General features: G+C 65.7%; 23 protein-coding genes. 9 read left to right on the plus strand and 14 right to left on the minus strand.

The window, feature by feature from the left end; all coding sequences use genetic code 11:
- The 4 genes from nuoN to PAM7066_RS14430 are packed head-to-tail and all read left to right on the plus strand — an operon-like array spanning window position 1 to window position 4,630.
- On the plus strand, window positions 1–1,437 hold the full coding sequence (gene nuoN / locus PAM7066_RS14415) for an NADH-quinone oxidoreductase subunit NuoN (protein ID WP_085854936.1): 1,437 nt from the start codon (window positions 1–3) through the stop codon (window positions 1,435–1,437).
- Window positions 1,427–2,164, plus strand: coding sequence for a biotin--[acetyl-CoA-carboxylase] ligase (locus tag PAM7066_RS14420; RefSeq protein WP_085854937.1), 738 nt, complete (start codon window positions 1,427–1,429; stop codon window positions 2,162–2,164). Before nuoN ends, PAM7066_RS14420 begins: the two co-directional genes overlap by 11 nt.
- A 16-nt stretch (window positions 2,165–2,180) precedes the next feature.
- Window positions 2,181–2,960, plus strand: a complete 780-nt coding sequence (locus PAM7066_RS14425) for a type III pantothenate kinase (RefSeq protein ID WP_085854938.1) — start codon at window positions 2,181–2,183, stop codon at window positions 2,958–2,960.
- Window positions 2,960–4,630 (plus strand): ribonuclease J, encoded by a 1,671-nt coding sequence (locus PAM7066_RS14430; RefSeq protein WP_085854939.1) that lies wholly within the window; start codon window positions 2,960–2,962, stop codon window positions 4,628–4,630. The genes PAM7066_RS14425 and PAM7066_RS14430 overlap by 1 nt, the downstream gene beginning before the upstream one ends.
- Here the strand turns inward: PAM7066_RS14430 and PAM7066_RS14435 are convergent.
- The 8 genes from PAM7066_RS14435 to PAM7066_RS14470 all read right to left on the minus strand — a co-directional run bounded on the left by PAM7066_RS14435 (window position 4,614) and on the right by PAM7066_RS14470 (window position 11,318).
- Window positions 4,614–4,931: a PilZ domain-containing protein gene (locus tag PAM7066_RS14435; RefSeq protein WP_085854940.1), complete on the minus strand. Its 318-nt coding sequence runs from the start codon at window positions 4,929–4,931 to the stop codon at window positions 4,614–4,616. The two genes, PAM7066_RS14430 and PAM7066_RS14435, sit on opposite strands and share 17 nt — an antisense overlap.
- Before the next feature lie 104 nt (window positions 4,932–5,035).
- The gene (locus PAM7066_RS14440) at window positions 5,036–6,454 is read right to left on the minus strand and encodes a DEAD/DEAH box helicase (RefSeq protein ID WP_085854941.1); all 1,419 of its coding nucleotides are present in this window, start codon (window positions 6,452–6,454) and stop codon (window positions 5,036–5,038) included.
- A 116-nt stretch (window positions 6,455–6,570) separates the two neighbouring features.
- Window positions 6,571–6,996 carry a DUF3299 domain-containing protein gene (locus PAM7066_RS14445; RefSeq protein ID WP_139215030.1) on the minus strand — a complete coding sequence of 142 codons (426 nt, stop codon included), beginning with the start codon at window positions 6,994–6,996 and terminating at the stop codon, window positions 6,571–6,573.
- A complete protein-coding gene (locus tag PAM7066_RS14450) occupies window positions 6,959–7,432 on the minus strand; it encodes a copper chaperone PCu(A)C (protein WP_085854943.1) in 474 nt (157 codons plus the stop codon). The genes PAM7066_RS14445 and PAM7066_RS14450 overlap by 38 nt, the downstream gene beginning before the upstream one ends.
- 50 nt (window positions 7,433–7,482) lie before the next feature.
- Window positions 7,483–8,076 (minus strand): wnt family protein, encoded by a 594-nt coding sequence (locus PAM7066_RS14455; RefSeq protein ID WP_085854944.1) that lies wholly within the window; start codon window positions 8,074–8,076, stop codon window positions 7,483–7,485.
- Window positions 8,077–8,212: 136 nt separating this feature from the next.
- Window positions 8,213–8,632, minus strand: a complete 420-nt coding sequence (locus PAM7066_RS14460; protein ID WP_085854945.1) for a hypothetical protein — start codon at window positions 8,630–8,632, stop codon at window positions 8,213–8,215.
- Window positions 8,629–10,236, minus strand: coding sequence for a peptide chain release factor 3 (locus PAM7066_RS14465; protein WP_085855065.1), 1,608 nt, complete (start codon window positions 10,234–10,236; stop codon window positions 8,629–8,631). Before PAM7066_RS14465 ends, PAM7066_RS14460 begins: the two co-directional genes overlap by 4 nt.
- Window positions 10,237–10,319: 83 nt before the next feature.
- Window positions 10,320–11,318, minus strand: coding sequence for a Hint domain-containing protein (locus PAM7066_RS14470; RefSeq protein ID WP_090929471.1), 999 nt, complete (start codon window positions 11,316–11,318; stop codon window positions 10,320–10,322).
- A gap of 208 nt (window positions 11,319–11,526) precedes the next feature.
- Between PAM7066_RS14470 and PAM7066_RS14475 the strand changes: the two genes are divergently transcribed.
- The gene (locus PAM7066_RS14475) at window positions 11,527–12,306 is read left to right on the plus strand and encodes an SDR family oxidoreductase (RefSeq protein ID WP_085854946.1); all 780 of its coding nucleotides are present in this window, start codon (window positions 11,527–11,529) and stop codon (window positions 12,304–12,306) included.
- A gap of 16 nt (window positions 12,307–12,322) precedes the next feature.
- On the opposite strand, the gene PAM7066_RS14480 is transcribed toward PAM7066_RS14475, so the two are convergent.
- From PAM7066_RS14480 to mnmA, 5 genes are read right to left on the minus strand one after another with little or no spacing between them, the layout of a single operon-like run.
- Window positions 12,323–13,195, minus strand: coding sequence for an endonuclease/exonuclease/phosphatase family protein (locus tag PAM7066_RS14480; RefSeq protein WP_085854947.1), 873 nt, complete (start codon window positions 13,193–13,195; stop codon window positions 12,323–12,325).
- A 7-nt stretch (window positions 13,196–13,202) separates the two neighbouring features.
- Window positions 13,203–13,886 (minus strand): DUF502 domain-containing protein, encoded by a 684-nt coding sequence (locus PAM7066_RS14485; RefSeq protein ID WP_085854948.1) that lies wholly within the window; start codon window positions 13,884–13,886, stop codon window positions 13,203–13,205.
- Window positions 13,887–13,915: 29 nt separating this feature from the next.
- Window positions 13,916–14,863 (minus strand): pseudouridine-5'-phosphate glycosidase, encoded by a 948-nt coding sequence (locus PAM7066_RS14490; protein WP_085854949.1) that lies wholly within the window; start codon window positions 14,861–14,863, stop codon window positions 13,916–13,918.
- Complete coding sequence (locus PAM7066_RS14495) at window positions 14,860–15,744, minus strand: PfkB family carbohydrate kinase (protein WP_085854950.1); 885 nt, start codon at window positions 15,742–15,744, stop codon at window positions 14,860–14,862. The genes PAM7066_RS14490 and PAM7066_RS14495 overlap by 4 nt, the downstream gene beginning before the upstream one ends.
- Before the next feature lie 56 nt (window positions 15,745–15,800).
- Entirely contained in the window at window positions 15,801–16,940 is a 1,140-nt protein-coding gene (gene mnmA, locus PAM7066_RS14500; protein WP_085854951.1) for a tRNA 2-thiouridine(34) synthase MnmA, read from the minus strand.
- Between the two features lie 128 nt (window positions 16,941–17,068).
- On the opposite strand from mnmA, the gene sciP reads away from it, so the two are divergent.
- From sciP to recG, 4 genes are all read left to right on the plus strand, one after another.
- Entirely contained in the window at window positions 17,069–17,347 is a 279-nt protein-coding gene (sciP, locus tag PAM7066_RS14505) for a CtrA inhibitor SciP (RefSeq protein ID WP_085854952.1), read from the plus strand.
- Window positions 17,348–17,445: 98 nt separating this feature from the next.
- Complete coding sequence (gene ctrA, locus PAM7066_RS14510) at window positions 17,446–18,159, plus strand: response regulator transcription factor CtrA (RefSeq protein ID WP_085854953.1); 714 nt, start codon at window positions 17,446–17,448, stop codon at window positions 18,157–18,159.
- A gap of 73 nt (window positions 18,160–18,232) precedes the next feature.
- Entirely contained in the window at window positions 18,233–20,377 is a 2,145-nt protein-coding gene (gene ligA, locus PAM7066_RS14515) for an NAD-dependent DNA ligase LigA (protein WP_085854954.1), read from the plus strand.
- Window positions 20,374–22,458, plus strand: a complete 2,085-nt coding sequence (gene recG, locus PAM7066_RS14520; RefSeq protein WP_085854955.1) for an ATP-dependent DNA helicase RecG — start codon at window positions 20,374–20,376, stop codon at window positions 22,456–22,458. Before ligA ends, recG begins: the two co-directional genes overlap by 4 nt.
- Before the next feature lie 360 nt (window positions 22,459–22,818).
- Here recG and PAM7066_RS14525 read toward each other — a convergent pair whose 3' ends face one another.
- Window positions 22,819–23,268 (minus strand): iron-sulfur cluster assembly scaffold protein, encoded by a 450-nt coding sequence (locus PAM7066_RS14525; protein WP_085854956.1) that lies wholly within the window; start codon window positions 23,266–23,268, stop codon window positions 22,819–22,821.
- Between the last annotated feature and the right edge of the window lie 19 nt (window positions 23,269–23,287).

The raw sequence follows: 23,287 nt of genomic DNA on the forward strand, positions 1-23,287 counted from the left end.
ATGACTTCCGCCGATTTCTCCACCATCCTGCCCGAACTCGCCCTGGCGATCTACGCCATGGGTGCGCTTCTGGTCGGCGTCTATACCGGCAAGGATCGGATCGCGCCGATGCTGGTCTGGGTGACGGTTGCAGTGTTCGTGGTCTTCGCTTTCTGGATCGGCGTGTCGGGCCCCACCTCGCGCTTCGCGTTCAGAGGGCTGTTCATCGACGACGCTTTTGCGCGTTTCGCCAAGGTGACCATTCTGCTGTCGGCCGCAGCCGTCCTCGCCATGAGCCAGAACTACATGGAGCGGCGCGGCCTTCTCCGGTTCGAGTACCCGGTCCTCGTGACGTTGAGCGTCGTCGGAATGATGGTCATGGTCTCGGCCGGGGACCTGATGACACTGTATCTCGGCCTCGAACTGCAGTCGCTGGCGGCCTATGTGATCGCGTCGCTGCGGCGCGACTCCGTTCGCTCGACCGAAGCGGGCCTCAAGTACTTCGTGCTGGGCGCGCTCAGCTCGGGCCTGCTGCTCTATGGTGCGTCGCTGACCTACGGGTTTGCCGGAACCACGTTGTTCGCGGGCATCATCGCAAGCGTCGAGGGCCAGGCATCGCTGGGGCTTCTGTTCGGGCTGGTGTTCATCCTGTCGGGTCTCGCGTTCAAGATCTCGGCTGCGCCGTTCCACATGTGGACGCCCGACGTCTACGAGGGCGCGCCCACCCCAGTCACCGCCTTCTTCGCCACGGCTCCGAAGGTTGCGGCCATTGGCCTCTTCGCACGGGTGGTTTTCGACGCCTTCGGTGGAGTCGTGGGGGACTGGCAGCAGATCGTTGCGGCGCTGTCGGTCGCATCCATGTTCCTGGGTGCCGTGGCGGCGATCGGACAGACCGACATCAAGCGGCTGATGGCCTACTCGTCGATCAACCACATGGGCTTCGCGCTGATGGGCCTCGCGGCGGGGACCGTCTTCGGGGTGCAGGCCATGCTGATCTACATGGCGATCTACGTCACGATGAATATCGGCACCTTCGCGTTCATCCTCTCGATGGAGCGGGACGGCAAGCCGGTCACCTCGCTCAGTTCGCTGAACATGCTTTCGAAGACCGATCCCGCACGTGCCTATGCGCTCGCTGCGCTGATGTGGGCCATGGGTGGGCTGCCGCCTCTGATGGGGTTCTGGGGCAAGTTCTACGTGTTCTCGGCGGCAATCGAGGCTGGCCTGGGCTGGCTCGCGCTGCTGGGCGGTATCGCCTCGGCGATTGCGCTCTACTACTACCTGCGGATCGTCTACCTGATGTTCTTCGGGGAAGAGAACGAAGGGCTCGACCGGTCGCGCTCGCCGCTCCTGACCGGGCTGGCGGTCGGATCGGCGCTGGTGATGGTTGTCGGTATCGCGACCCTGTTCGGCGTGGAGGGCGCGGCCGGCCTGGCAGCGGTTGCCCTTGTCAACTGAGCCCAACTGGCCTGAAGGTTACGACCGTATCGTCCTCGAGACATGCGACAGCACGAATGGCGAGGCGGTGCGCCTCGCCCGCGAGTTGAAGCGCCCCACCTGGATCCTCGCGCGCCGTCAGACCGGCGGGCGGGGGCGCCAGGGACGACGCTGGGCCAGCCCCGAGGGGAACTTCACGGCAACCTTGCTGATGCGGCCGACGGGCACGGCCGGTTGGGCGGCGCTTCGCTCGTTCATGGCGGCCAACGCGGTGTTCGAGGCGCTCGCCCTCCATGTGCACCGGTCCCGCCTAGCGATGAAGTGGCCGAATGACGTCCTGCTGGACAATGGCAAGGTAGCGGGCCTGCTTCTGGAAAGCGCGTCCCGGGGGGATCAGATCGACTGGCTGGCGATCGGGATCGGGGTCAACCTCTCGCACACACCCGGCGGCATCCGCGACGCCGCCTTTCCGCCGACTGCCGTCGGAGAGGACGTGGATGTGGAGCTCTTCCTCACCGAACTCGCCGGGTTCTACGCCACGCAAGAGGACATGCTCACGCAGCTTGGCTTCGATACCATCCGCGAGTCGTGGCTCCGCCATGCCGCACGGCTGGGAGAGGTCATCACCGCTCGCCTGCCGCAGGAAGAGATCACCGGCCGGTTCGAGAGCGTGGACGAGGCGGGGCGCCTGGTCCTCTCCACCCCCGATGGAGAGCGCCGTATCTCGGCCGCGGACATCTTCTTCTGAGAACAAGGCCTAGCCCATGCTTCTGGCGATCGACGTCGGCAACACGAATACGGTTTTCGCGATCTGGAACGGGGAGAGGTTCCTCGAGACGTGGCGCACCGCGACCGAGGTCCGGCGCACCGCCGACCAGTATTTCGTGTGGCTCTCGACGCTGATGAAGCTGAGGGGGCTTGAGGACGTCACCATCGACGAAGTCATCGTGTCCTCGACCGTGCCGCGCGTCGTGTTCAACCTGCGCGTCCTGTGCAACCGATATTTCGACTGCCGCCCGATCGTGGTCGGCAAACCGGATTGCGCCCTGCCGGTCGCACCGCGGGTCGATCCGGGGACGCAGGTTGGCCCTGACCGGCTGGTAAACTCTGCCGGGGGATTCGATCTGCACGGTGGCAACCTGATCGTGGTGGATTACGGAACTGCGACGACCTTCGATGTCGTCGGCGAGGATGGCGCATATGAAGGTGGGGTGATCGCTCCGGGGGTGAACCTGTCGCTCCAGGCGTTGCACGAGGCCGCGGCGGCGCTGCCTCTTGTGGACGTGACGATGCCGCCCCAAGTTGTGGGCAAGAACACCGTCGACTGCATGCAGTCCGGAGTTTTCTGGGGATATGTGGGCCTCGTGGGCGGGATTGTGCAGCGCATAAAGGATGAGCGCGCGCGCCCCATGAAGGTCATCGGAACGGGCGGGCTGGCGCCTCTTTTCCAGCAAGGGGACACGTTGTTCGACGTGTTCGAGGACAATCTGACGATGCACGGCCTGACCGTGATTCATCGGTACAACAAGGAATTGCAAGAATAATGGCTGCGAAAGAAAGACTGATCTACCTGCCCCTCGGTGGGGCGGGCGAAATCGGCATGAACTGCTATGTCTATGGCTACGGCAAGCCGGGACAGGAGCGTCTGATCGTCGTCGATCTGGGCGTGACCTTCCCGGACATGGACACGACGCCAGGGGTCGACCTGATCTTCCCCGATGTGTCGTGGCTGGAAGAGCGCAAGAACCGGATCGACGGGATCTTCATCACCCACGCCCATGAGGACCATGTCGGCGCGATCGGGCAACTTTGGGACAAGCTCGACGCACCGGTCTATACGCGCGCCTTCACCGCGATCCACGCGCGCCGGAAGATGGAAGAGGCCGGGCACAACCCGGACAAGGTCCAGACCATGAAGCCATGGCCCGACACCATCGCCCTCGGGCCGTTCCAGGTGGGCTTCCTTCCGATCTCGCACTCGATCCCTGAAAGCTCGGCCCTCGTGATCGATACGCCCGAAGGCCGGGTGGTCCATACGGGCGATTTCAAGATCGACTACCAGCCGGGCGTGGGCGAGGCGTTCGACCGGGACCTGTGGGCGTCGGTGGCGAAGGTGGGTGTGAAGGCGCTGGTCTGCGACTCGACCAACGTGTTCAACCACCACGAAGGCCGGTCCGAGTCGACGGTCGGCCCCGAGATCGCGCGTTTCGTAGCCGAACAGAGGGGAATGGTGGTCGCGACCACATTCGCCTCGAACGTCGCGCGGGTGCGAACCCTCGCCAATGCGGGGGTTGCAGCGGGGCGGTCGGTCTGCCTTCTGGGTCGCGCCATGCAGCGGATGATCGAAGCCTCGACCGAAGCTGGCGTGCTGCCCGATTTTCCGAGCGTCGTCAGCCCTGAGGATGCGGGGCAGTTGCCGCGCGAAAACCTGATGCTGATCGTGACCGGCAGCCAGGGCGAGCGGCGCGCCGCATCGGCTCAGCTTGCCCGCGGGAAGTACATGGGGCTGTCGATGAAAGAGGGCGACACGTTCCTGTTCTCGTCCAAGACGATCCCGGGTAACGAGCGCGGCGTCATCGAAATCATGAACGCATTCTCCGAGAAGGGTGTGGATATCCAGGACGATGATGGCGGGCGCTACCACGTTTCCGGCCATGCGAACCGGCCTGACCTGGTTGCGATGCACGAGTTGGTCAAACCTCAGATCGTCATCCCGATGCATGGTGAGCATCGCCATCTGCGCGAGCATGTGAAGCTGGCCGAATCGGGCGGAAGACTTGGCGTCCTGGCGCCGAACGGCACCTGCGTGTCGCTGTCCGGAAACAAGCCCGAAATCGTGGAGTATGTGGAGACCGGCCGAGTCTATCTTGACGGCACGGTGCAGGTTGGCGCTCTCGACGGGGTCGTGCGCGACCGTATCCGGATGGCGTTGAACGGCCATGCGGTGGTCTCGCTCGTCCTCGACGAAGACGACAGTCCGTTGGGCGAGCCGTGGGTGGACCTCAAGGGACTGCCGGAACTGGGGTCTTCCGGTGCGTCGCTTTCCGACGTGATGGAAGCGGATCTGGATCAAGCGCTACAGCGGGCCGACGACAAGATCATCCTCGACGATGATAGGCTCGACGAGCTCATTCGACGTGTAGCCCGCCAATCGGCAAATGCTGAAATCGGGCGTAAGCCAGAGGTGACCGTCGTCATCAGCCGGCTGAGCTGAGTTCAGAGATCTCGGCATCGGACAGGCGGCCTTTCTCGAAGCTTAGTCCGATGCCGTGGTCGGAATACCAACGAATCCGAACATCGAAGAGCCGTAGCCCGTCGATCCGAAGGCGGGCTATGAGGCAGTCGGCGGTGTCGGGCAGGCCGCTGGCAAGCGTGATGCTTGCCCCGTTCCGCGAGATATCCACGATCGTGCATGGTGAGCCGCGGCCGTTGACGATGAACTGGCCGGGCAGGGCGACGGGCAGGCAATGCCCGCCACGTCTATCAGGATCTTCTGTAGCTGGCTGGAGGGTCATGTCGCATCATCTTGCTTCTTTCCAGAAGCGTGACACGAAATGTTGAACGAGACCTTGCCAAGAGGCATTCGATTCAAAAGCCGCGGGGATTACCCGCGGCCTCTTTATGAGCCGAACCGTTCCTCGAAGCTCTTCTCGATGAAATATGGCAGGTGGTCGCCCATGCCGACGACCGGCCCGGACTTGTCATCCTGGCCCCGGTTGCGCGTGCGGCTGCCGCGCCGCTTGTCGGTCGGCCTCTGATCCACGGGCTTCTCATCAGGTTGTGCCGTTTCGGGAGCGCGCTGTTCGGCAGGCTTCTCTTCGGCTGGCGACGGTGCCTCGACCACTGACTGGGGCGCTTCGACCGGCGCCGCTTCGTGGACAGGCGCTGCTGTGGCTTCGACCTCGATGCGCGGGATCGTCCGCTCGAGCAATTTCTCGACGTCCTCGAGGTTCTTCTCATCCGAGGGCTGGCAGATCGTGATCGCCTTGCCGTCGCGTCCGGCTCGGCCTGTCCGGCCGATGCGGTGCACGTAATCCTCGGCATGGGACGGCACGTCGAAATTGAAGACATGCGTCACGCTCGGCACGTCGAGCCCCCGCGCGGCCACGTCCGAGGCCACGAGGATCCGCAAGTCGCCGCCGCGGAACCCCTCCAGCGTGGAATTGCGGAGCGACTGGTCCAGATCACCGTGGATGGGAGCGCTGTCGTAGCCATACTTCTTCAGCGATTTCGCGACGATATCGACGTCCGTCTTGCGGTTGCAGAAGATGATCGCGTTCTTCAACCGGTCACCTTCGCCATCGATCAACTCGCGCAGCGCCTTGCGCTTTTCCGAGGCGGAACGGTCCTTGCGCGAGGGGCGGAACATCAGGACCGTCTGCTCGATCGTCTCGGACGCGGTGGCCTGGCGGGCGACCTCGACCCGGTGCGGGTTCGACAGGAACGTGTTGGTGATCCGCTCGATCTCGGGCGCCATGGTAGCCGAGAAGAACAGCGTCTGCCGCGTGAAGGGCACGAGGCTGAAGATGCGCTCGATATCGGGGATGAACCCCATGTCGAGCATCCGGTCGGCCTCGTCCACCACCATGATCTTGACGTCGGTCAGCAGAAGCTTGCCGCGTTCGAAATGATCGAGCAGCCGGCCCGGCGTCGCGATCAGAACGTCCACGCCCTTGTCGATCAGGGCGTCCTGCTCCTTGAAGGAGACGCCACCGATCAGCAGCGCCTTGGTCAGTTTCACGTGCTTGGAGTAGGTGTCGAAATTCTCGGCCACCTGCGCCGCAAGCTCGCGCGTCGGCGCAAGGACCAGGCTGCGGGGCATCCGCGCCTTGGCCCGGCCGCGGGCGAGCTGCGTGATCATCGGCAGCGTGAAAGAGGCCGTCTTGCCGGTGCCGGTCTGGGCGATTCCCAGGATATCGCGGCCTTCAAGGGCCGCAGGGATGGCTTGTGCCTGAATTGGCGTCGGGACAACGTATCCCGCCTCTTCGATGGCTTTCTGGACCTTGGGGCCCAGCTTTAGGTCTGAAAACTTCGTCATGTGCGTCCGGATCGAGGGTGGCCGGGCCACCGGTTCAGGACGCGGGAACGAGCGTCCTAGCCAAAGGCCGCGCGCATCGCGACCCGGTGTTTACCTATAGACGCAAGGCCCTAGCGTCAATCCGCCTGCACCTTCCGGGCATCACGCATTATCACGGCCTGAAGAGTGTGGGGGTCGTCCACGAACTCCAGGTCGCCCTCGACGGTGATCTCGGCGAATTCCGGCATGTCGGGAAGGGGCTTCGACAGGTGCACCTCGATCACGGGGGCGTCCGTGGCGGTGCCGCAGAAGGGGCAGTTGGCCGGGTCCTTCACCAGAAGGAATGTCGTGATGTAGGCTTCGGCCTCGATGGGGACGACGTAGCCGGTGATGCGGAAGCCCATCGCCCGGTCGTGAACGGCGTCGGGAAATGTCTTCACTGCACGCCACTCGTCGCCGTCGATCTCTTCGCGTATCTCGATCGTTTCGAGCAAGCTCCATCCCTGCGGCGCGGCGAGGGCGGGGCTAGTGAGCGTGACCAGCGTGAGGATGAGTGCGCGCATCGGGTGAAAGCGTCTCGACATGGATTTCAACCTCGGGACTGTCCCTGAACAGCAGGTGCAGCGCAACCTCGTCACCTTCGTTGCGCGGTTCGACGCCGTCGATCTGCACATAGACGGTCTCGGGTGAGAGGGTCATGTCGCGGCCGGCGGCGATCTCGATTCCGGGCAGGGGAGTCGGATCCCCGTCGGCCTTCATGGCGGCGCCGACGACCTGGCCAGTCCCGCCGATCTCGGTCTCTGCCCCGGTGAGGAAGACGGGGGCATCGCGGTCGTTCTCGATTTCCAAGTATACGCGCATCTCGTCGCTTTCGCCGGCATTGGTCCAGGCATGCAGGACGCGGATGCCGTCGCCCTCGGCCAGGTGGTCGTGATCGTCGTGCTGCGCCGCGAGCGGACTGGCGATCAAGGCAAGTACGACGAACAGGTCAGGGCGCATGGGGTCTCTCCGGTCTCGGGTCTGCTTCGTATGGAGTTACAACGTAACAACTACGCGAAGGCGCCCGCCATCTCTGGCCGGTATCCCGCTGCGAGGGTTTTCAGGATCGGGGCCGGGGTCAGCACGGTTACAGGAATGCGCGGGCGGGCGGTCGGCATCCCGTACCCGTCGGGCGACCAGGGCAGCACGCAGCCGGTGCGGACAAGGTGCGGCTGACCGTCGTGGAGGATGAAGGCGCCGGCGGGCAGGTCGCGGATATCGGCGCTGATCCGTCGTTGCCGGCGGGTGTGAGGCACGATGCGGGCGGTGTGCAGGGTCGCGTCGATCTCGGACATGCGCGCGACTTCCGCGACCCCCTTCTGCCAGGCGTGGCGGAACGCCATGGCGGCCTCGCGCCGACATTCGCAGCAGGGCCGATGTCCGGCCGCCAGGGCTGTGGCCTCGTCGAGGAAGAACAGCTCGGTATAGCTGCGGGGGGACATGATGCGGCGCCGGCGCCCGCGAAACTCCAACTGGCAGCTGATCCAGGCCTTGGTCTTCCACCGGGCCTGTCGCAGCCGGCCGTTGTCGTCATGCAGACAGCCGCGATTTCCCATGAGTTGGCCGCGGGCCGGGTGGGACATGATCTCGCCGGTCGGGGCCATCCTGTTCTGGCGGGGGGGCTTGGTCTGGACGTTCAATTGGCCTGCACCTCATCGGGTGGGCGGTTTCGACCGCCTCACAATCTTCTTCTTTGAATGGCCCGACTATGTTGCGGAATCGCTCCTTTTGGAAGCCGTCTCAGTCACGAATCGCCAGGATGCGCGCTTTGAGGAACGGGTGCTCGATCTCTTCGGCGGAGACTTGCCGCATGGCGCGGCGCAGCTCCGGGCGGCCGGGGGCAGCCGCCTCCAAGCATCCGATAGCCTCGGTACCAGAGCGGCGCACCAGATCGTCGAGCGGCCCGGCGCCCAGTTCCTCGGCGCGCTCGGGTGCCAGGTCGAGACAGGCGAACAAGGCGGCGCAGGCAAGCTCGGGCTCGGCGATCACGAGGTGATCGAACAGGTCCACCGTCCAGACGTCTGTTTCATCCCCCTCAGGCCGGTCGAGCGCGCCGAGGAACCGCTCGGCGAAGCGGTCGACCGGAAGATCCCCCGGCGGCAGCGCGTCGGTATCCGAAGGCAGGTCGAGCGCTGCGGCGACGCGATCCCGGGGGATCACGTCATCATCTCCTTGGTGGCGGTCAGGGTCAGCTCGGGCCAGTCCCGCTCGACCCGGTCGATGTCCCATTGCAGGCGCGTCAGGAACACGAGGTCGCCGTCATTGTCGCGCGCCATGTGGCCCTTGTTGACCTGCGCAAAGGCCTCGATCTTGTCCTTGGGGCCGTGCATCCAGCGCGCGGAAGTGAACTGCGAGGGCTCGAACCGGACGGGCAGACCGTATTCCAGCTCGATCCGGCTCGCCAGAACCTCGAATTGCAGGGCGCCGACGACGCCGACGATGAAGCCCGCGCCCAGCATCGGCTTGAAGACCTTCGCAGCACCCTCTTCGGCGAATTGCATCAGCGCCTTGTCGAGGTGCTTGGCCTTCATCGGGTCGCCCGCGCGGCAGTTCTGCAGAAGCTCGGGCGCGAAACTGGGAATACCCTGCACCCGCAGCGCCTCGCCCTCGGTCAGGGTGTCACCGATACGAAGCTGGCCGTGGTTCGGGATGCCCATGATGTCGCCGGCCCAGGCTTCCTCGGCCAGCTCTCGATCCGAGGCAAGGAAAAGCACCGGGTTCGTGATCGCCATGGGCTTCTTTGTGCGCACATGGGTCAGCTTCATGCCGCGCTTGAAGTGCCCCGAGGCGAGGCGCACGAATGCCACCCGGTCGCGATGCTTGGGGTCCATGTTCGCCTGCACCTTGAAGACGAAACCCGCGACCTTCTCTTCCTCGGGCGCGATCTGGCGGGGGCTGGCCTTTTGGGGCTGCGGCTGGGGGCCAAAGCGGCCAATTCCGTCCATGAGTTCGCGCACGCCGAACGAGTTGATCGCGCTGCCGAACCAGATCGGGGTCAGGACGCCGTCCAGAAGCCCCTGCGCGTCGAAGGCGGGCAGAAGCTCGCGCGCCATCTCGACCTCTTCGCGGAGTTTCTCCAACAGGTGGGCCGGGACGTGCTCTTCCATCTTCGGGTCGTCGAGGCCCTGAAGCCGCACGCTCTCGGCCACCTTGTTCCGGTCGGCGCGGTCCATCAGTTCCAGCCGGTCGTTCAGCATGTCGTAACAGCCGAGGAAGTCGCGTCCGACGCCGATGGGCCACGAGGCGGGCGTGACGTCGATGGCCAGGTTTTCCTGGATCTCGTCGATGATGTCGAAGGTGTCGCGGCTTTCGCGGTCCATCTTGTTGCAGAAGGTCAGGATCGGCAGGTCGCGCAGACGGCAGACCTCGAACAGCTTCTGCGTCTGGCTTTCCACGCCCTTGGCGCCGTCGATCACCATGACCGCGGCATCGACAGCCGTCAGCGTGCGATAGGTGTCCTCGGAGAAATCGCTGTGGCCCGGAGTGTCGACGAGGTTGAAGCGATAGCCACCGAAATCGAACGACATGGCGGAGGCCGAGACCGAGATCCCGCGGTCCTTCTCCATCTGCATGAAGTCCGAGCGCGTCCGGCGCGCCTCACCCTTGGCGCGGACCTGTCCGGCCATCTGGATCGCGCCACCGTAGAGAAGGAACTTCTCGGTCAGCGTCGTCTTGCCGGCATCGGGGTGCGAAATGATCGCGAATGTCCGGCGACGGGCGATCTCGGGGGGCAGCGGAGCTGCGTTGTGCGAACGGTCGAGCATGGGGCGCATATATTTGCCCGAGGGGCAGGGCGCAATCGGGTGTCAGGGCTGCGATGAAGCCCGTCGCGTGGCATTCGTCCGGTTCAGCCGATGCTGGCCCGGCGCAGAAGATCGGTCGCGCGCTCCGAGCGGAAGTGGCGGTGGTCCAGTTCGATCGCGTAGGTGCTTTCGCCCGCGTTGCTTTCGACCGGCACATCGAGTGGCAGGGCGCGCCGCGTGGTGTGATCCACGAGGAACGTCTCGGCCGCAATGCCCTCGGCATAGATGATCTCGTGCCGGTCGAAGAGCATCTGGTAATAGTCCACGAAACCGCCGCACGTCCGCGTCACTGCGTCCCCGTCGAGCAGGTGGCTGGCCTTCACGAGCACCTCGGCCCGGCCCGCGCCCAGGCGATCTTTGCGCTGATAGACGAACAGCCGGTGGTTCGGGCTGACGATCAGGTCGCGAGAGTTGTTCAGAGCGCCCTTGCGGATCCTGATCGGGGCGAGGGCACCGAGAGCGCGCACTGTCCGCCGCCCGATCCAGCGTATCGGCTGCACGCCATGGTCGCGGGTCAGGATGCGGTCGCCCGTATTCAGATGTTCGATGGCCCGTTGGGACCCGTTGGCCATGGTGACGTGGGTGCCGCGCGTGAACGACACGCAGGTCGTTTCGGCGAAACGGGTCATCGCGGTGTCCCGGTCAATCGCCACGATCGCGTAGTCGCTGCGGGGCGACATCTCGGCCAGCGGGTAGATATGGATGTCGCAGATCGAGCCGCCAGGCCGGAATTCCGAGAGCAGCAGGGCCTCGACGACCGAACCGTCCGGGGACATGAAGGTCACGCATGAATCGAGCGTGATGGCAGCGCCGGCACGGCCGACCTCGCTCGATGGCGCGACATGGAACGAGCCGTTTTCGCAGGGCGACAGAACGAGGCTGCTGCACACGGCGCCGATCGACAACTGGTAGACATCCCCGGCGACGAGATCCTCGGCCGGGCCAAGAGGGTCGCCCAGGTTGGCCCCGTCAGATGCGATGAGATCGCGGGCGCCATGGACGGGCAGGATTCGGTAAGGGTTCGGCGGGATGGAAGCCGGCAAAGGAGCGCTTTCGAAATAGTGGACCTGCCGCAGTGAAGCGGTCGGTCAGTGCTAATCGAAGGGTGGACTACATCAACATAATGGACGAATTCTTTCGACAAAAGATGAACGGGCGTCGGAACCCATGTTCCCTTACGTCCTGGCTGGCGCTCTGGACGGGGCAGGGGCCGCCGCCTAGGGTTCCGCGAAATGATAGGGGAGCACACGGATGGATCTTGGAATCGGTGGGAAGCGGGCGCTGGTGACGGCGTCGTCCAAGGGGCTCGGCCTGGGATGCGCCCGGGCGCTGGCCGCGGCAGGCGTCGATCTGGTGATGAACGCGCGCGGCGCCGAGGCGCTGGCTGCGGCGGCATCCTCGATAAGGGACGAGTTCGGCGTCGCGGTGACCGAGGTGCCGGCCGATATCACCACCGAAGAGGGTAGGTCGCGGGTTCTCGATGCCGCGGGTGAGCCGGACATCCTCGTGACCAATGCCGGCGGTCCGCCCCCCGGCACGTGGGCCGACTGGGATCGTGACGACTTCATTGCTGCACTCGATGCCAACATGCTGACCCCCATCGCGCTGATGAAAGCCTGCCTGCCCATGATGATGGAGCGCGGTTGGGGCCGGGTGGTGAACATCACGTCGCAATCGGTCAAGTCACCGATCCCGGCTCTTGGCCTGTCCAACTCGGCCCGGGCGGGGCTGACCGGATACGTGGCGGGGACCGCGCGGCAGGTGGCCGGGTCGGGCGTCACGATCAACAACCTGTTGCCCGGCATCCACGACACGGACCGCGCTTCCGCGCTGGATACCGGAGTGTCGAAGCAGAAGGGCATCACGCGCGACGAGGCTCGTTCCGAGCGAGAGGCCTCGATACCTGCCGGTCGCTACGGCACCCCGGCCGAGTTCGGTGCCGCCTGCGCGTTCCTCTGCTCGCAGCACGCCGGATTCATCGTCGGGCAGAATATCCTGCTGGATGGCGGCGCGGTGAACCTGTCGATGTAGCGGGGTCGTCGCGGCGTCAGTAGGCCAGGTCGACGGCGACCGGGTAGTGGTCGCTGGGCCACTCGCCTTCGAAGCGGTGGCGCAGCACGTAGGGGCCTTGAACGACGCGGGCCCCGCTAAAGGCGATGTGGTCGATGGCGCCGAAGAGGTTCAGCCCCCGGTCGAAATGGTAGGTCGCGCCGCGGATGTCGGCGAAGGTCAGGCCGGCGGCCTTCAGATCGCGGACAGGACCCATCAGGCGGATCGCGTTCAGATCGCCGGCGAGGATGGCAGTCTCTCCGGCATCCAGAACGGGGCGCAGGCGCGTGGTGACAAGCTCGGTCGAGCGGTGGCGGTTCTCGCGGCTGAACGCGTCGAGATGCACGTTCGTCACATGGATCGTCTTCCCGATTTCATCCTCGAACCGCGCCCAGGAGGCGAAGGCCGGGTACGATCCGTCGAAGCTGCGCGAATAGATCGTGTCCGGCGTTTCCGAGAAGAAGTACCAGCCCTGGTCGACGAGGCTCAGGCGGTCGGACCGGTAGAGGATCGGTTGCGTCGACGGAAAGTCGCGCCAATCGCCGACGGCGGCTGCTCGGTAGCCCGGGTTCCGCGCGAGAAGCCAGTCGAGGGCGAGGTTGGTTCCGCCATCGGACCCGCGGGAAAAGCTCTCCATCTCCTGGAAGGCGATTATGTCGGCGCCGACGGACTTGAAAGCGGCGTCGAGCGGAGCCTTGCGCTGCTCCCAATCGGCGAGGGACCAGTCGCCGCTTTCCGCGTTGAGGTCGATGTAGTGGACGTTGTAGCTGGCGACCCGCAGGCTGCCTTCGGGCGGAGGCGGAAGCTCGGCCGGGCCGCGGGCGCATCCCAGCAGGAATAGCAGCAGGACGAGCGGCAGGGCGCGGGGCATGACCGCGCTACTCGGCCGCGATGCGTCCGCCGGCCTCGGACCGGGGACGCGGGGGCGGGTAGACGAGGCCCGCCGATATGACCAGTTTCGCGGCGTCCTCGACGCTCATGTCCAGCTCGATCAGTTCCGAGCGGCCGATGAAGAGAAGAAAGCCGCTGGTCGGGTTCGGCGTGGTGGGAAGGAACACGGCGACCTTGCCGTCCGAGGTCGGGATGGCATCGGCGATCTCGCCCTTCGCGTCGGTCGATACGAAGGCGATGGCCCATAACCCGCGGCGCGGATATTCGACCAGCACGGCCTTGTCGAAGCTCGTCTCGCTCTGGGCAAAGACCGTCTCGGCGATCTGCTTCAGGCCGGAATAGACCGAGCGCACGATGGGCGTGCGGTCCACCAGGCTTTCGGCCCAGCGCAAGAGCGACCGGCCGATGAACCCCTTGGCCAGCCAGCCGATGATGACGGTGAAGACCAGGAAGAAGATGACGCCCACGCCGCGCAGGTTGATCCCGATATAGGGCTCGGGCTTGAAACGGTCCGGAACGAACGGCAGCACGAAGCTGTCCACCCAGCCCATCACCGCCCAGACAAGCCAGATCGTCAGCCCGATGGGGGCGATGACGACCAGGCCCGTCAGGAAATTGGCCCGCACCTTGGCGAGCGGTCCGGGGCGTCGTGGTTTGGGTTCGGGGCTCATGCGCGAGAGATACGCGACCGACGCGAGCGCTACAACGGCGCGTCTGTGGCTCCGGCGATTTCCTTGCGGAGGATGCCGATCTCTCGGGCGATCCCGGCGGCGAGACGTGCATTGTTGAGCACCAGGGCGATGTTCGCCTCGAGCGAGCGGCCCTCGGTCAATTCGAAGATGCGCGACAGCAGGTACGGCGTGACGGCCTTGGCCGAGACGCCGTCGCGGATGGCTTCGGAAAGCGCCTGCTCGATGATCGGTGCCAAGGTTTCGGCAGGAATTTCGTCCGCTTCGGGAATCGGGTTCGCGACCAGCTGGCCGCCCGGCAATCCCATCGCGCCGCGCATCACATGGGCTGCGGCGATGTCCGCGGGACGGTCGAGCCTGAGCGGCGCCGGGTGCTCGGACCCGCGCGACCAGAAGGCCGGCAGCACGTCCTGACCGACGGCGATCACCGGCACGCCCAGGGTTTCGAGCATCTCCCACGTCTTGGGCAGGTCGAGGATCGCCTTGGCACCGGCCGCGACCACGGTAACGGGCGTTTCGCTGAGTTCGCGCAGATCGGCCGAGACGTCGAAGCTGCGTTCGGCGCCGCGATGCACGCCGCCGATGCCGCCCGTGGCGAAGACTTCGATCCCGGCGAGGCGCGCGGCGATCATGGTGGCGGCCACGGTGGTCGCGCCGGTGGTCCGCGTCGCCATGGCAACCGGCAGGTCGGCGCGGCTGAGCTTCGCGACATCCCTGGCCTTCGCAAGGTCTGTCATCTGGCCCTCGGTCAGGCCGATATGCAGGACGCCCTTGATCACGGCCATCGTGGCCGGCGTGCCGCCGTGGGCGCGGATTTCGTCCTCGACCTGGCGGGCCGTCTCGAAATTGCGCGGCCAAGGCATCCCGTGGGTGATGATCGTGCTCTCCAGCGCAACGACGGGGGCGCCGGCGTCGAGCGCTGCGCGCACCTCTTCGGTCTGTTCGAACGGTCCGGTCATGTGGCGATGTCTCCTGAAACGTGCTGTGCCGCGGCCTGAAGCCCGGCTTCAAGCGCTGCCGCCGGCTCTGCTCCGTCGCGTTCGACGGCGATGTGGGCGGCCATGAAGGTGTCTCCGGCCCCGGTCACGCGGGTGACGAGGACTTCGGGCGGGGTAGCCGTCAGAACCACGCCATCCCGCGCCGAGGCGGCCGGCCGGGGCCCGTCGGTCACGACGACCCGAGCCGCGCCCCGATCCGACAGACCCCGTGCGGCGTCCGCAGCCGTCTTTGGGCGCGCGCCGAGAAGCAGGCCGGCCTCTTCGAGATTGACGTAGAACGTGGCGCCCGGCATCCGGAGAAGCGGTGCCAGTCGGTGCGCCTTCCCGGGCGAGGCGGGCGCGATGCGCAGGTCCGCGGCCGACAGCCACGGCCCCTTCGCGATCCGGCCCAGCAGCCCCTCGGACAGGTTCCCGTCGAGCGCCACGACCCCCTCGAACGGCGCGGCTTCGGTGCCGAACCGCCCATCGACGAGGGGGGTCAGGATCTTGTCGTCTGCCCGTTCCAACGAATGGGCGTCGGCGATCGCCGCGACCAGGCCGTTGGCTCCCTCGATGGCCATGTAGCGGTCCGTCGGCAGGTCGTCCGAGACATAGGCATGCGCCGTGCCGATGCCGCGTTGCCGCGCCTCTTCAAGCAGCGCCGTGCCGTCGATATCGCGCCCGACCGCCGTGAGAAGTTCGCAGCCCACGCCGAAGCGAGCGAGCCCGAACGCGATGTTCAACGCGACGCCGCCCGGTACGCGGATGATGTGGCCCGGAACGTCCGAACCGACGGACATATGCGCGGGGGTCCGGCCGATCACGTCCCACAGGACGCTGCCGATGCAGAGAACGGGTGTCATGCCGCCTGATTGCGGCAGAGCCAAAGCGGGCGCAAGGGCCTGCGCCGCGGAATGTCCTAGCCCCGGTGAATCCACCCGCCGCCGAAGACGCGCGTGCTCTCGGTGTCGTAGAACACGCAGGCCTGACCGGGCGAGACGCCTTCCTCGGCGACGATCAGCTCGACCTCGGCCTCGGTGTCCGAGATCGGACGCACGATCGCGTCGCGCGGCGGGCGGGTCGAGCGGACCTTCACCCCCAGATGCCATTCGGGCTGCGAGGTGAACGGGGCGTCACCCAGCCAGTTGATCTCGCGCACCGGGACGATGCGGGTCGAGAGCAGCTCTTTCGGGCCCACGATGACGTGGCGTTTCTCGACGTCGAGCTTCACGACATAGAGCGGTTCGGCCAGCCCGCCGATCCCCAGACCGCGCCGCTGCCCAACCGTGTAGTGGATCACGCCCTCGTGGGTGCCGAGCACATGCCCGTCCACATCGATGATCTCGCCCGGGTCTGCCGCGCCGGGACGCAGCTTCTCGATGACGCTCGCGTAGTCGCCGTTGGGTACGAAGCAGATGTCCTGGCTGTCGGGCTTGTCCGCGACGCTGAGCCCGTGCTTCGCGGCAAGGCCGCGCGTTTCGGCCTTCGTCGACAGGTGACCCAGCGGGAAGCGCAGGTAGTCGAGCTGCTCTGGCGTGGTCGAGAACAGGAAGTAGCTTTGATCCCGGTTCGGGTCGGCAGCACGGTGCAGCTCCGGCCCGGCGATGCCGGTGCGGCGTTGAATATAGTGGCCCGTCGCCATGCAATCGGCGTCGAGATCCTTGGCGGTGGCAAGAAGATCGCGGAACTTGACGCGCTCGTTGCACCGGATGCAGGGCACGGGCGTGGCACCGGCCAGGTAGCTGTCGGCAAACTCGTCGATCACGGACTCCCTGAAGGTGTTCTCGTAGTCGAGGACGTAATGGGGAAAGCCCATCGTCTCGGCCACGCGGCGCGCGTCGTGGATGTCGCGGCCGGCACAGCACGCGCCCTTCTTGGCCAGCGCTGCGCCGTGGTCATAGAGTTGCAGCGTGATCCCGACCACATCGTACCCCTGCGACGCAAGTTCGGCCGCGACGACGGATGAGTCGACCCCGCCCGACATGGCGACGATCACGCGGGTTTCGCTTGGGGGCTTTGCAAAACCCAGCGAATTCAATGCGGTGGCGTCCAAGGCCATTTGGGTCCCCGAAATTTTCTGCAGAGGTCTGGTAGGTAGGGAAAATGCCGTGGATTCTCAAGGCCTGCGTTCACCACCCTTTAAACCGTTCCGGCACAAGGTCGAATTGGGAACGGAAGGGGAACGGGATGTATCTGAAGAAATTATCGGGACCGCGGGCTGTGGCCCTGCCGGGGGGGAAGTCGATGACGCGCGCCGATCTGCCGGACGCTGGCACGCAACGCTGGGTCGCCAGTCGGAAGGCCACTGTCGTGCGGGCCGTGATGGCAGGGCTCATCACCAAGGACGAGGCGATGGGGATGTACGACTTGTCCGACGAGGAACTGGAGAGCTGGACGCGCGCTGTTTCCACGCATGGGGAAGCCGCTCTTCGGGCGACACGTGTGCAAAAGTATAGACAACCGTAAGCTGTATTCGGTTATCTAGATCAGCGATCGCCGATTCGGTAACTTTAGGTTAATGATTTACGGTGAAGGATGAACGGGCAGCGAAAACGGAGTGGTCGATGCGTATATTGTTGATTGAAGACGACCCGACCACCGCGCGCAGCATCGAGATGATGCTTGGGCACGCCAACCTCAATACCTATACGACTGATATGGGCGAGGAAGGTGTCGATCTCGCCAAGCTGTACGACTACGACCTCATCCTTCTCGACCTGGGTCTGCCGGACATGCACGGCTATGACGTGCTGCGCCAATTGCGGATGGCCCGGATCGACACGCCGATCCTGATCCTGACCGGTGCCGATGATCCGGAGACCAAGGTCAAGGGTTTCGCGTCCGGTGCCGACGATTACCTGACCAAGCCGTTCCATCGGGAGGAGCTGGTTGCCCGAATCCACGCGATCATCCGCCGCTCGAAGGGGCATTCGCAGTCGGTGATCCGGACGGGCCCGATCGCGGTGAACCTGGACGCGAAGTCGGTCGAGGTCGACGATCAGCCGGTCCACCTGACCGGCAAGGAATATCAGATGCTCGAGCTTCTGAGCCTGCGGAAGGGGACGACGTTGACCAAGGAGATGTTCTTGAATCATCTTTATGGCGGCATGGACGAACCCGAGCTCAAGATCATCGACGTTTTCGTGTGCAAGCTTCGCAAGAAGCTCGCGGAAGCCACCGGCGGCAAGAACTACATCGAGACCGTATGGGGCCGCGGATACGTCCTGCGCGATCCCGAGCCGGAGAAATCGCTCGACCCGGTCGCCCGCGCCGGCTGACCGTGCTTCTGGACGACCTCCGCCTGCGTGCCTAGAACCTCCGGCAAGGCTGGTGCGGAAGTTGGGGGCGGATATGGCCACTGAGACCGATGGGGCGTCCGGTGAGATCCCGGTCGAGGAGTTGGAGCAAGAGGCCGCGCGCCTCGAGCTTGGGCGCCTCGCGCTGATCATCGCCGAGGCCAATGACGCGTATCACGGCCAGGATGCACCGACCGCTTCGGACGCGGAATACGATCGCCTGAAACAGCGAAACGCTGCGATCGAGGCGCGATTTCCAACCCTCAAGCGGCGTGATTCCCCGAGCGACGTGATCGGAGCGGCGCCAAAATCCGGGTTCGGCAAAATTCGCCACGCGCGGCGGATGATGTCGCTGGACAATGCATTCCACGAGGAGGACGTCACCGATTTCGTCCGCTCGGTACGCAGCTATCTGGGTCTGCCCGAAACCGCGCCTCTTGCGTTCACTGCCGAGCCCAAGATCGACGGCCTGTCGCTGTCGCTCCGCTACGAGGAGGGCGCTCTGGTCCACGCGGCAACCCGCGGCGATGGAACTGTCGGCGAGAATGTCACCGACAACGCCCTGACTGTGGGCGACATCCCGCGGCGCCTGGGCGGTGCGCCCGCTGTCCTCGAGGTGCGCGGCGAGGTCTACATGACCCACGCGGATTTCGCAGCGCTGAACGCGCGGGCGGAGCAGCAGGGCGACAAGGTCTTTGCGAACCCACGCAACGCTGCCGCCGGGTCGTTGCGTCAGCTCGACCCGAAGATCACTGCTGCGCGACCCCTCCGATTCTTCGCGTATTCCTACGGCGAGATCTCTCAGCCTCTCGCGGACACACAGACCTCCGCGGTCGAGCGCTTGGCGACGCTTGGTTTCCAGACCAATCCGCTGACCCAGTTGTGCGAAGACACCCAGGCCCTTCTGGCGCATTATCGCATGATCGAAGCGCGTCGCGCCACGCTTGGGTACGATATCGACGGGGTCGTCTACAAGGTGAACGACCTGGGCTACCAGACCAGGCTGGGCTTCCGCTCCACCACGCCGCGCTGGGCAATCGCGCACAAGTTCCCCGCCGAGACCGCCTGGACCGTGCTCGAGCGCATCGAGATCCAGGTGGGGCGAACCGGCACGCTCAGCCCGGTGGCGCGGTTGCAGCCAGTGACCGTCGGCGGAGTCGTCGTCTCGAACGCGACCCTGCACAACGAGGACTATATCGCCGGCCGCGACGCCAAGGGCGCACAGATCCGCGGGGGGCGTGACATCCGCGAGGGCGATTGGGTGCAGGTCTACAGGGCGGGCGACGTGATCCCCAAGATCGCCGAAGTGGACCTGTCGCGTCGGCCAAGGGATGCGCAGCCCTTCGATTTCCCGACGACCTGCCCCGAATGCGGCTCGGACGCACCGCGAGAGGAAGGGGACTCGGTGCGACGCTGCTCGGGCGGTCTGATCTGTCCGGCCCAGGCGGTCGAGCGGCTCAAGCATTTCGTGTCGCGGGCCGCCTTCGACATCGAGGGGCTGGGGGCGAAGCTGGTCGAGGAATTCCATCGTGACGACTGGATCGAGACCCCGGCCGACATCTTCACGCTCGCGGAGCGCTTCGGTCCGGGAAATCACCGCCAGCTGAAGAACCGGGAGGGGTGGGGTGAAACCTCGGCCCGCAACCTGTTCGCAGCGATCGAAGATCGTCGGTCGATCCCGCTCGACCGGCTCATCTTCGCGCTCGGCATCCGCCATGTCGGAGAGACGAACGCCCGTCTCCTCGCGCGGCATTACGGCAGCTGGTCGGCGTTCGAGGCCGCGATGCTCGCCGCCGAACCCTGCGAAGGACCGGCATGGGAAGAACTGATGTCCATCGACGGGGTCGGAACGGTCCTCGCGCGGTCCCTGGTCACGACCTTCTCGCAGGAGGCAGAGCGCGCCTCAATCGACCGCCTCGTCTCGCATCTGACGATCGAGGACGTCTCTCGGCCGCACACCGAGGGAAGCCCGGTCGCCGGCAAGACCCTGGTCTTCACTGGCTCGCTCGAGAAGATGACGCGGGCCGAGGCGAAGGCACGGGCCGAAGCGCTTGGGGCCAAGGTGGCGGGATCGGTCTCGGCCAAGACCGACCTTCTGATCGCGGGGCCGGGATCGGGATCGAAGTTGAAGAAGGCGACCGATCTCGGGGTCGAAACCCTCGACGAAGACGGCTGGCTCGCCCTCATCGGAGACGCATGAGCCGGCCCCAGGCCCTTTGGCCGCTGTTCTCCGATCTCACGGTTCTGCCGGGCGTCGGGCCCAAGGGCGCGCGCATCTTCGCGCAGATGAAGATCGCGACTCCCCGCGATCTGATCTTCACGCTGCCCCATGCCGGGATCGACCGTCGCCGGCAGGAGTCCATTCGCGATGTCGAACTGCCGGGCACTGTCACCGTCGAAGTGACCGTGGGGCGTCATCGGCCGGCCGCGGGGCGCGGACCCGCGCGGGTCGAGGTCGAGGACGCGCGGACTTCGTTCCTCCTGATCTTCTTCCACGCACGGGGCGACTGGCTGACGCGGATGCTCCCCGAGGGTCAGCGGCGCATCGTTTCAGGGCGGGTGGAGCTGTTCGACGGCATCGCGCAGATGGCGCATCCCGACTACATCCTGCACACGAACGAGGCCGATACGCTGCCGCGGTACGAGCCGGTCTATCCCCTGACCAACGGCCTTACCCAGCGGGGCATGGCGAAGGCGGTCGCTGGGGCGATCGGCCTCGCACCCGAATTGCCCGAATGGATCGACCCCGGCGTGATCGCCGCCGAAGGATGGTCCGACTGGCGCCGCGCGCTTGCGACGGCCCACGCCCCCGACGCCGACAGTGACCTTGCGACCGTCGCTCCGGCGCGGCGTCGGCTCGCGTATGACGAACTTTTCGCCCACCAACTGACGCTCGCGCTCGTTCGGGCGGACAGGCGGCGGAAGGTGGGGCGGGTGAGCCGACCGTCAGGACGGCTGTCGTCCCGGGTGCGCGCAGGTTTGCCCTATTCCCTGACCGGCGCGCAGGAACGGGCCATCGCCGAGATTGCCGAGGACATGGCCTCGCCGCACCGGATGGGGCGGCTGCTGCAGGGGGATGTGGGGTCGGGCAAGACGCTCGTCGCCTTCATGGCGCTTCTGGCGGCGGTCGAGGCGGGCGGGCAGGGCGCGATGATGGCGCCGACCGAGATTCTTGCACGCCAGCACCTGGAGAGCCTGACCCCGCTCGCCGAGCAGGCCGGTGTCGTGATCGAGATCCTGACCGGCCGCGACAAGGGCGCTGAGCGGGCCGCCAAACTCGCCGCCCTGCAGAACGGCGACATCCACATCCTCGTGGGTACGCATGCCGTCTTCAGCGACGACGTGCATTTTGCCGACTTGCGCCTCGCCATCGTGGACGAGCAGCACCGTTTCGGTGTCAGCCAACGTCTTGCCTTGGGACAGAAGGGCGAGCGGGTCGACACCCTGGTGATGACGGCGACGCCGATCCCACGATCGCTGAGCCTCGCCCAATACGGCCATATGGACGTCTCGATCCTGGACGAGAAGCCGCCGGGCCGAACTCCGGTGAAGACCGCGCTCGTCGCCGCGGCTCGCTACGACGAGGTGGTCGAAAGGCTGCGCGCAGCTTTGAAGGAGGGGCGGCAGGCTTATTGGGTCTGCCCGCTGGTCGCGGAAAGCGAGGTTTCGGACCTGACGAGCGCCGAGGACCGCTTTCGGCGCCTGCGTGCTGCGCTTGGCGAGGGGCAGGTGGACCTCGTTCACGGGCAGATGCCGCCGACCGAGAAAGACGCCGCGATGGCGAAGTTCGCCGCCGGCGAGACGGGAGTGTTGGTCGCAACCACGGTCATCGAGGTCGGCGTCAACGTCCCGAACGCCTCGATCATGGTCATCGAGCGGGCCGAGACCTTCGGCCTGGCACAGCTCCACCAGCTGCGCGGACGGGTCGGCCGCGGTGCGGCGGCCTCGACCTGTCTTCTGATGTTCGGCGCCGAGTTGAGCGAGACCGCCCGGAAGCGCCTCGAGATCCTGCGCGACACCGAGGACGGGTTCCACATCGCCGAGGCCGACCTGGCGATGCGCGGCGCGGGCGACGTGCTGGGCCAGGCGCAATCCGGCTTGCCGCGATTCCGGATCGCGGACCTTGAACGGCAGGCGGCGCTGCAGGCGACGGCGCGGCGGGATGCGCAGCGACTGCTCGAGGCTGATCCCGACCTGTCATCGCCCCGCGGGATGGCAGCGCGGACCCTGCTCTGGCTGATGGAGCAAGACAAGGCGATCCAGATGATCGGCGCCGGCTAGGCCCAAATCGACGGTGTTCACTTAAAGTTCTTTACAAACCGTGAACGATATGAGAACAAATAAGCATCAGAGGAACATGGAGGCCCCCGATGCTTCGCACGCTGAAAGACACGATCCGCCGCTCGGACACGTTCGTCGAGGATTTCGCGGGATGCGCGGCGCTGGCCCTGTTCCTGGTAGCCGGCCTCCATCTGCCGACATTCCTTTAGGTTTCTGCCTGCGTCTCCCGGGCAGGGTCCCGTGCATGATCCGCCCCCAGCGACATGCGCGACGCCACTGCCGGATCCGCCTCGATCCACGACCCACCCGGACGCGCATCCTCACCGCCGCCATCCACCCGGATGCGCGGCGGTTTTTTCGTCAGGCGGTGGCGTTTTCCTCGGCTGTCGCAAACGCTTCGGTCGCGGCATCGAGCGCCAGCATGATCGAGGCGTGGCGGTTCTTGTAGTCTCGCGCCGGGCGCAGCACCTCAAGCCCGTCGAATGGGGCGGAGGGCGCCGGACCGTCCTGCTTCAGCATCGCGCGCAGCTCGTCCCGCGCCTGCTCGAGCTCGGCACGGTCACGACCCAGGATCGATTTCCCTACGACGGCGGCCGAAGCCTGTCCCAAAGCGCAGGCCTTCACGTCCTGCCCATAGGCGACGACGCGTCCGTCGGCGACTGCGATGTCCACGGTCACTGTCGAGCCGCAGAGCGGTGAGCGCTTCTTCACCGTGGCATGCGGATGATCCAGCCGCTCGGTCAGCGGTATGTCCGCCGCGAGCTCGAGGATGCGGCCCGAATAGAGCTTGATGAGATCGCTGTCGGACATGACTTTCCCTTGCTTGGTC

It is taken from the genome of Palleronia marisminoris (assembly GCF_900172315.1).
Lineage (GTDB): Bacteria > Pseudomonadota > Alphaproteobacteria > Rhodobacterales > Rhodobacteraceae > Palleronia > Palleronia marisminoris.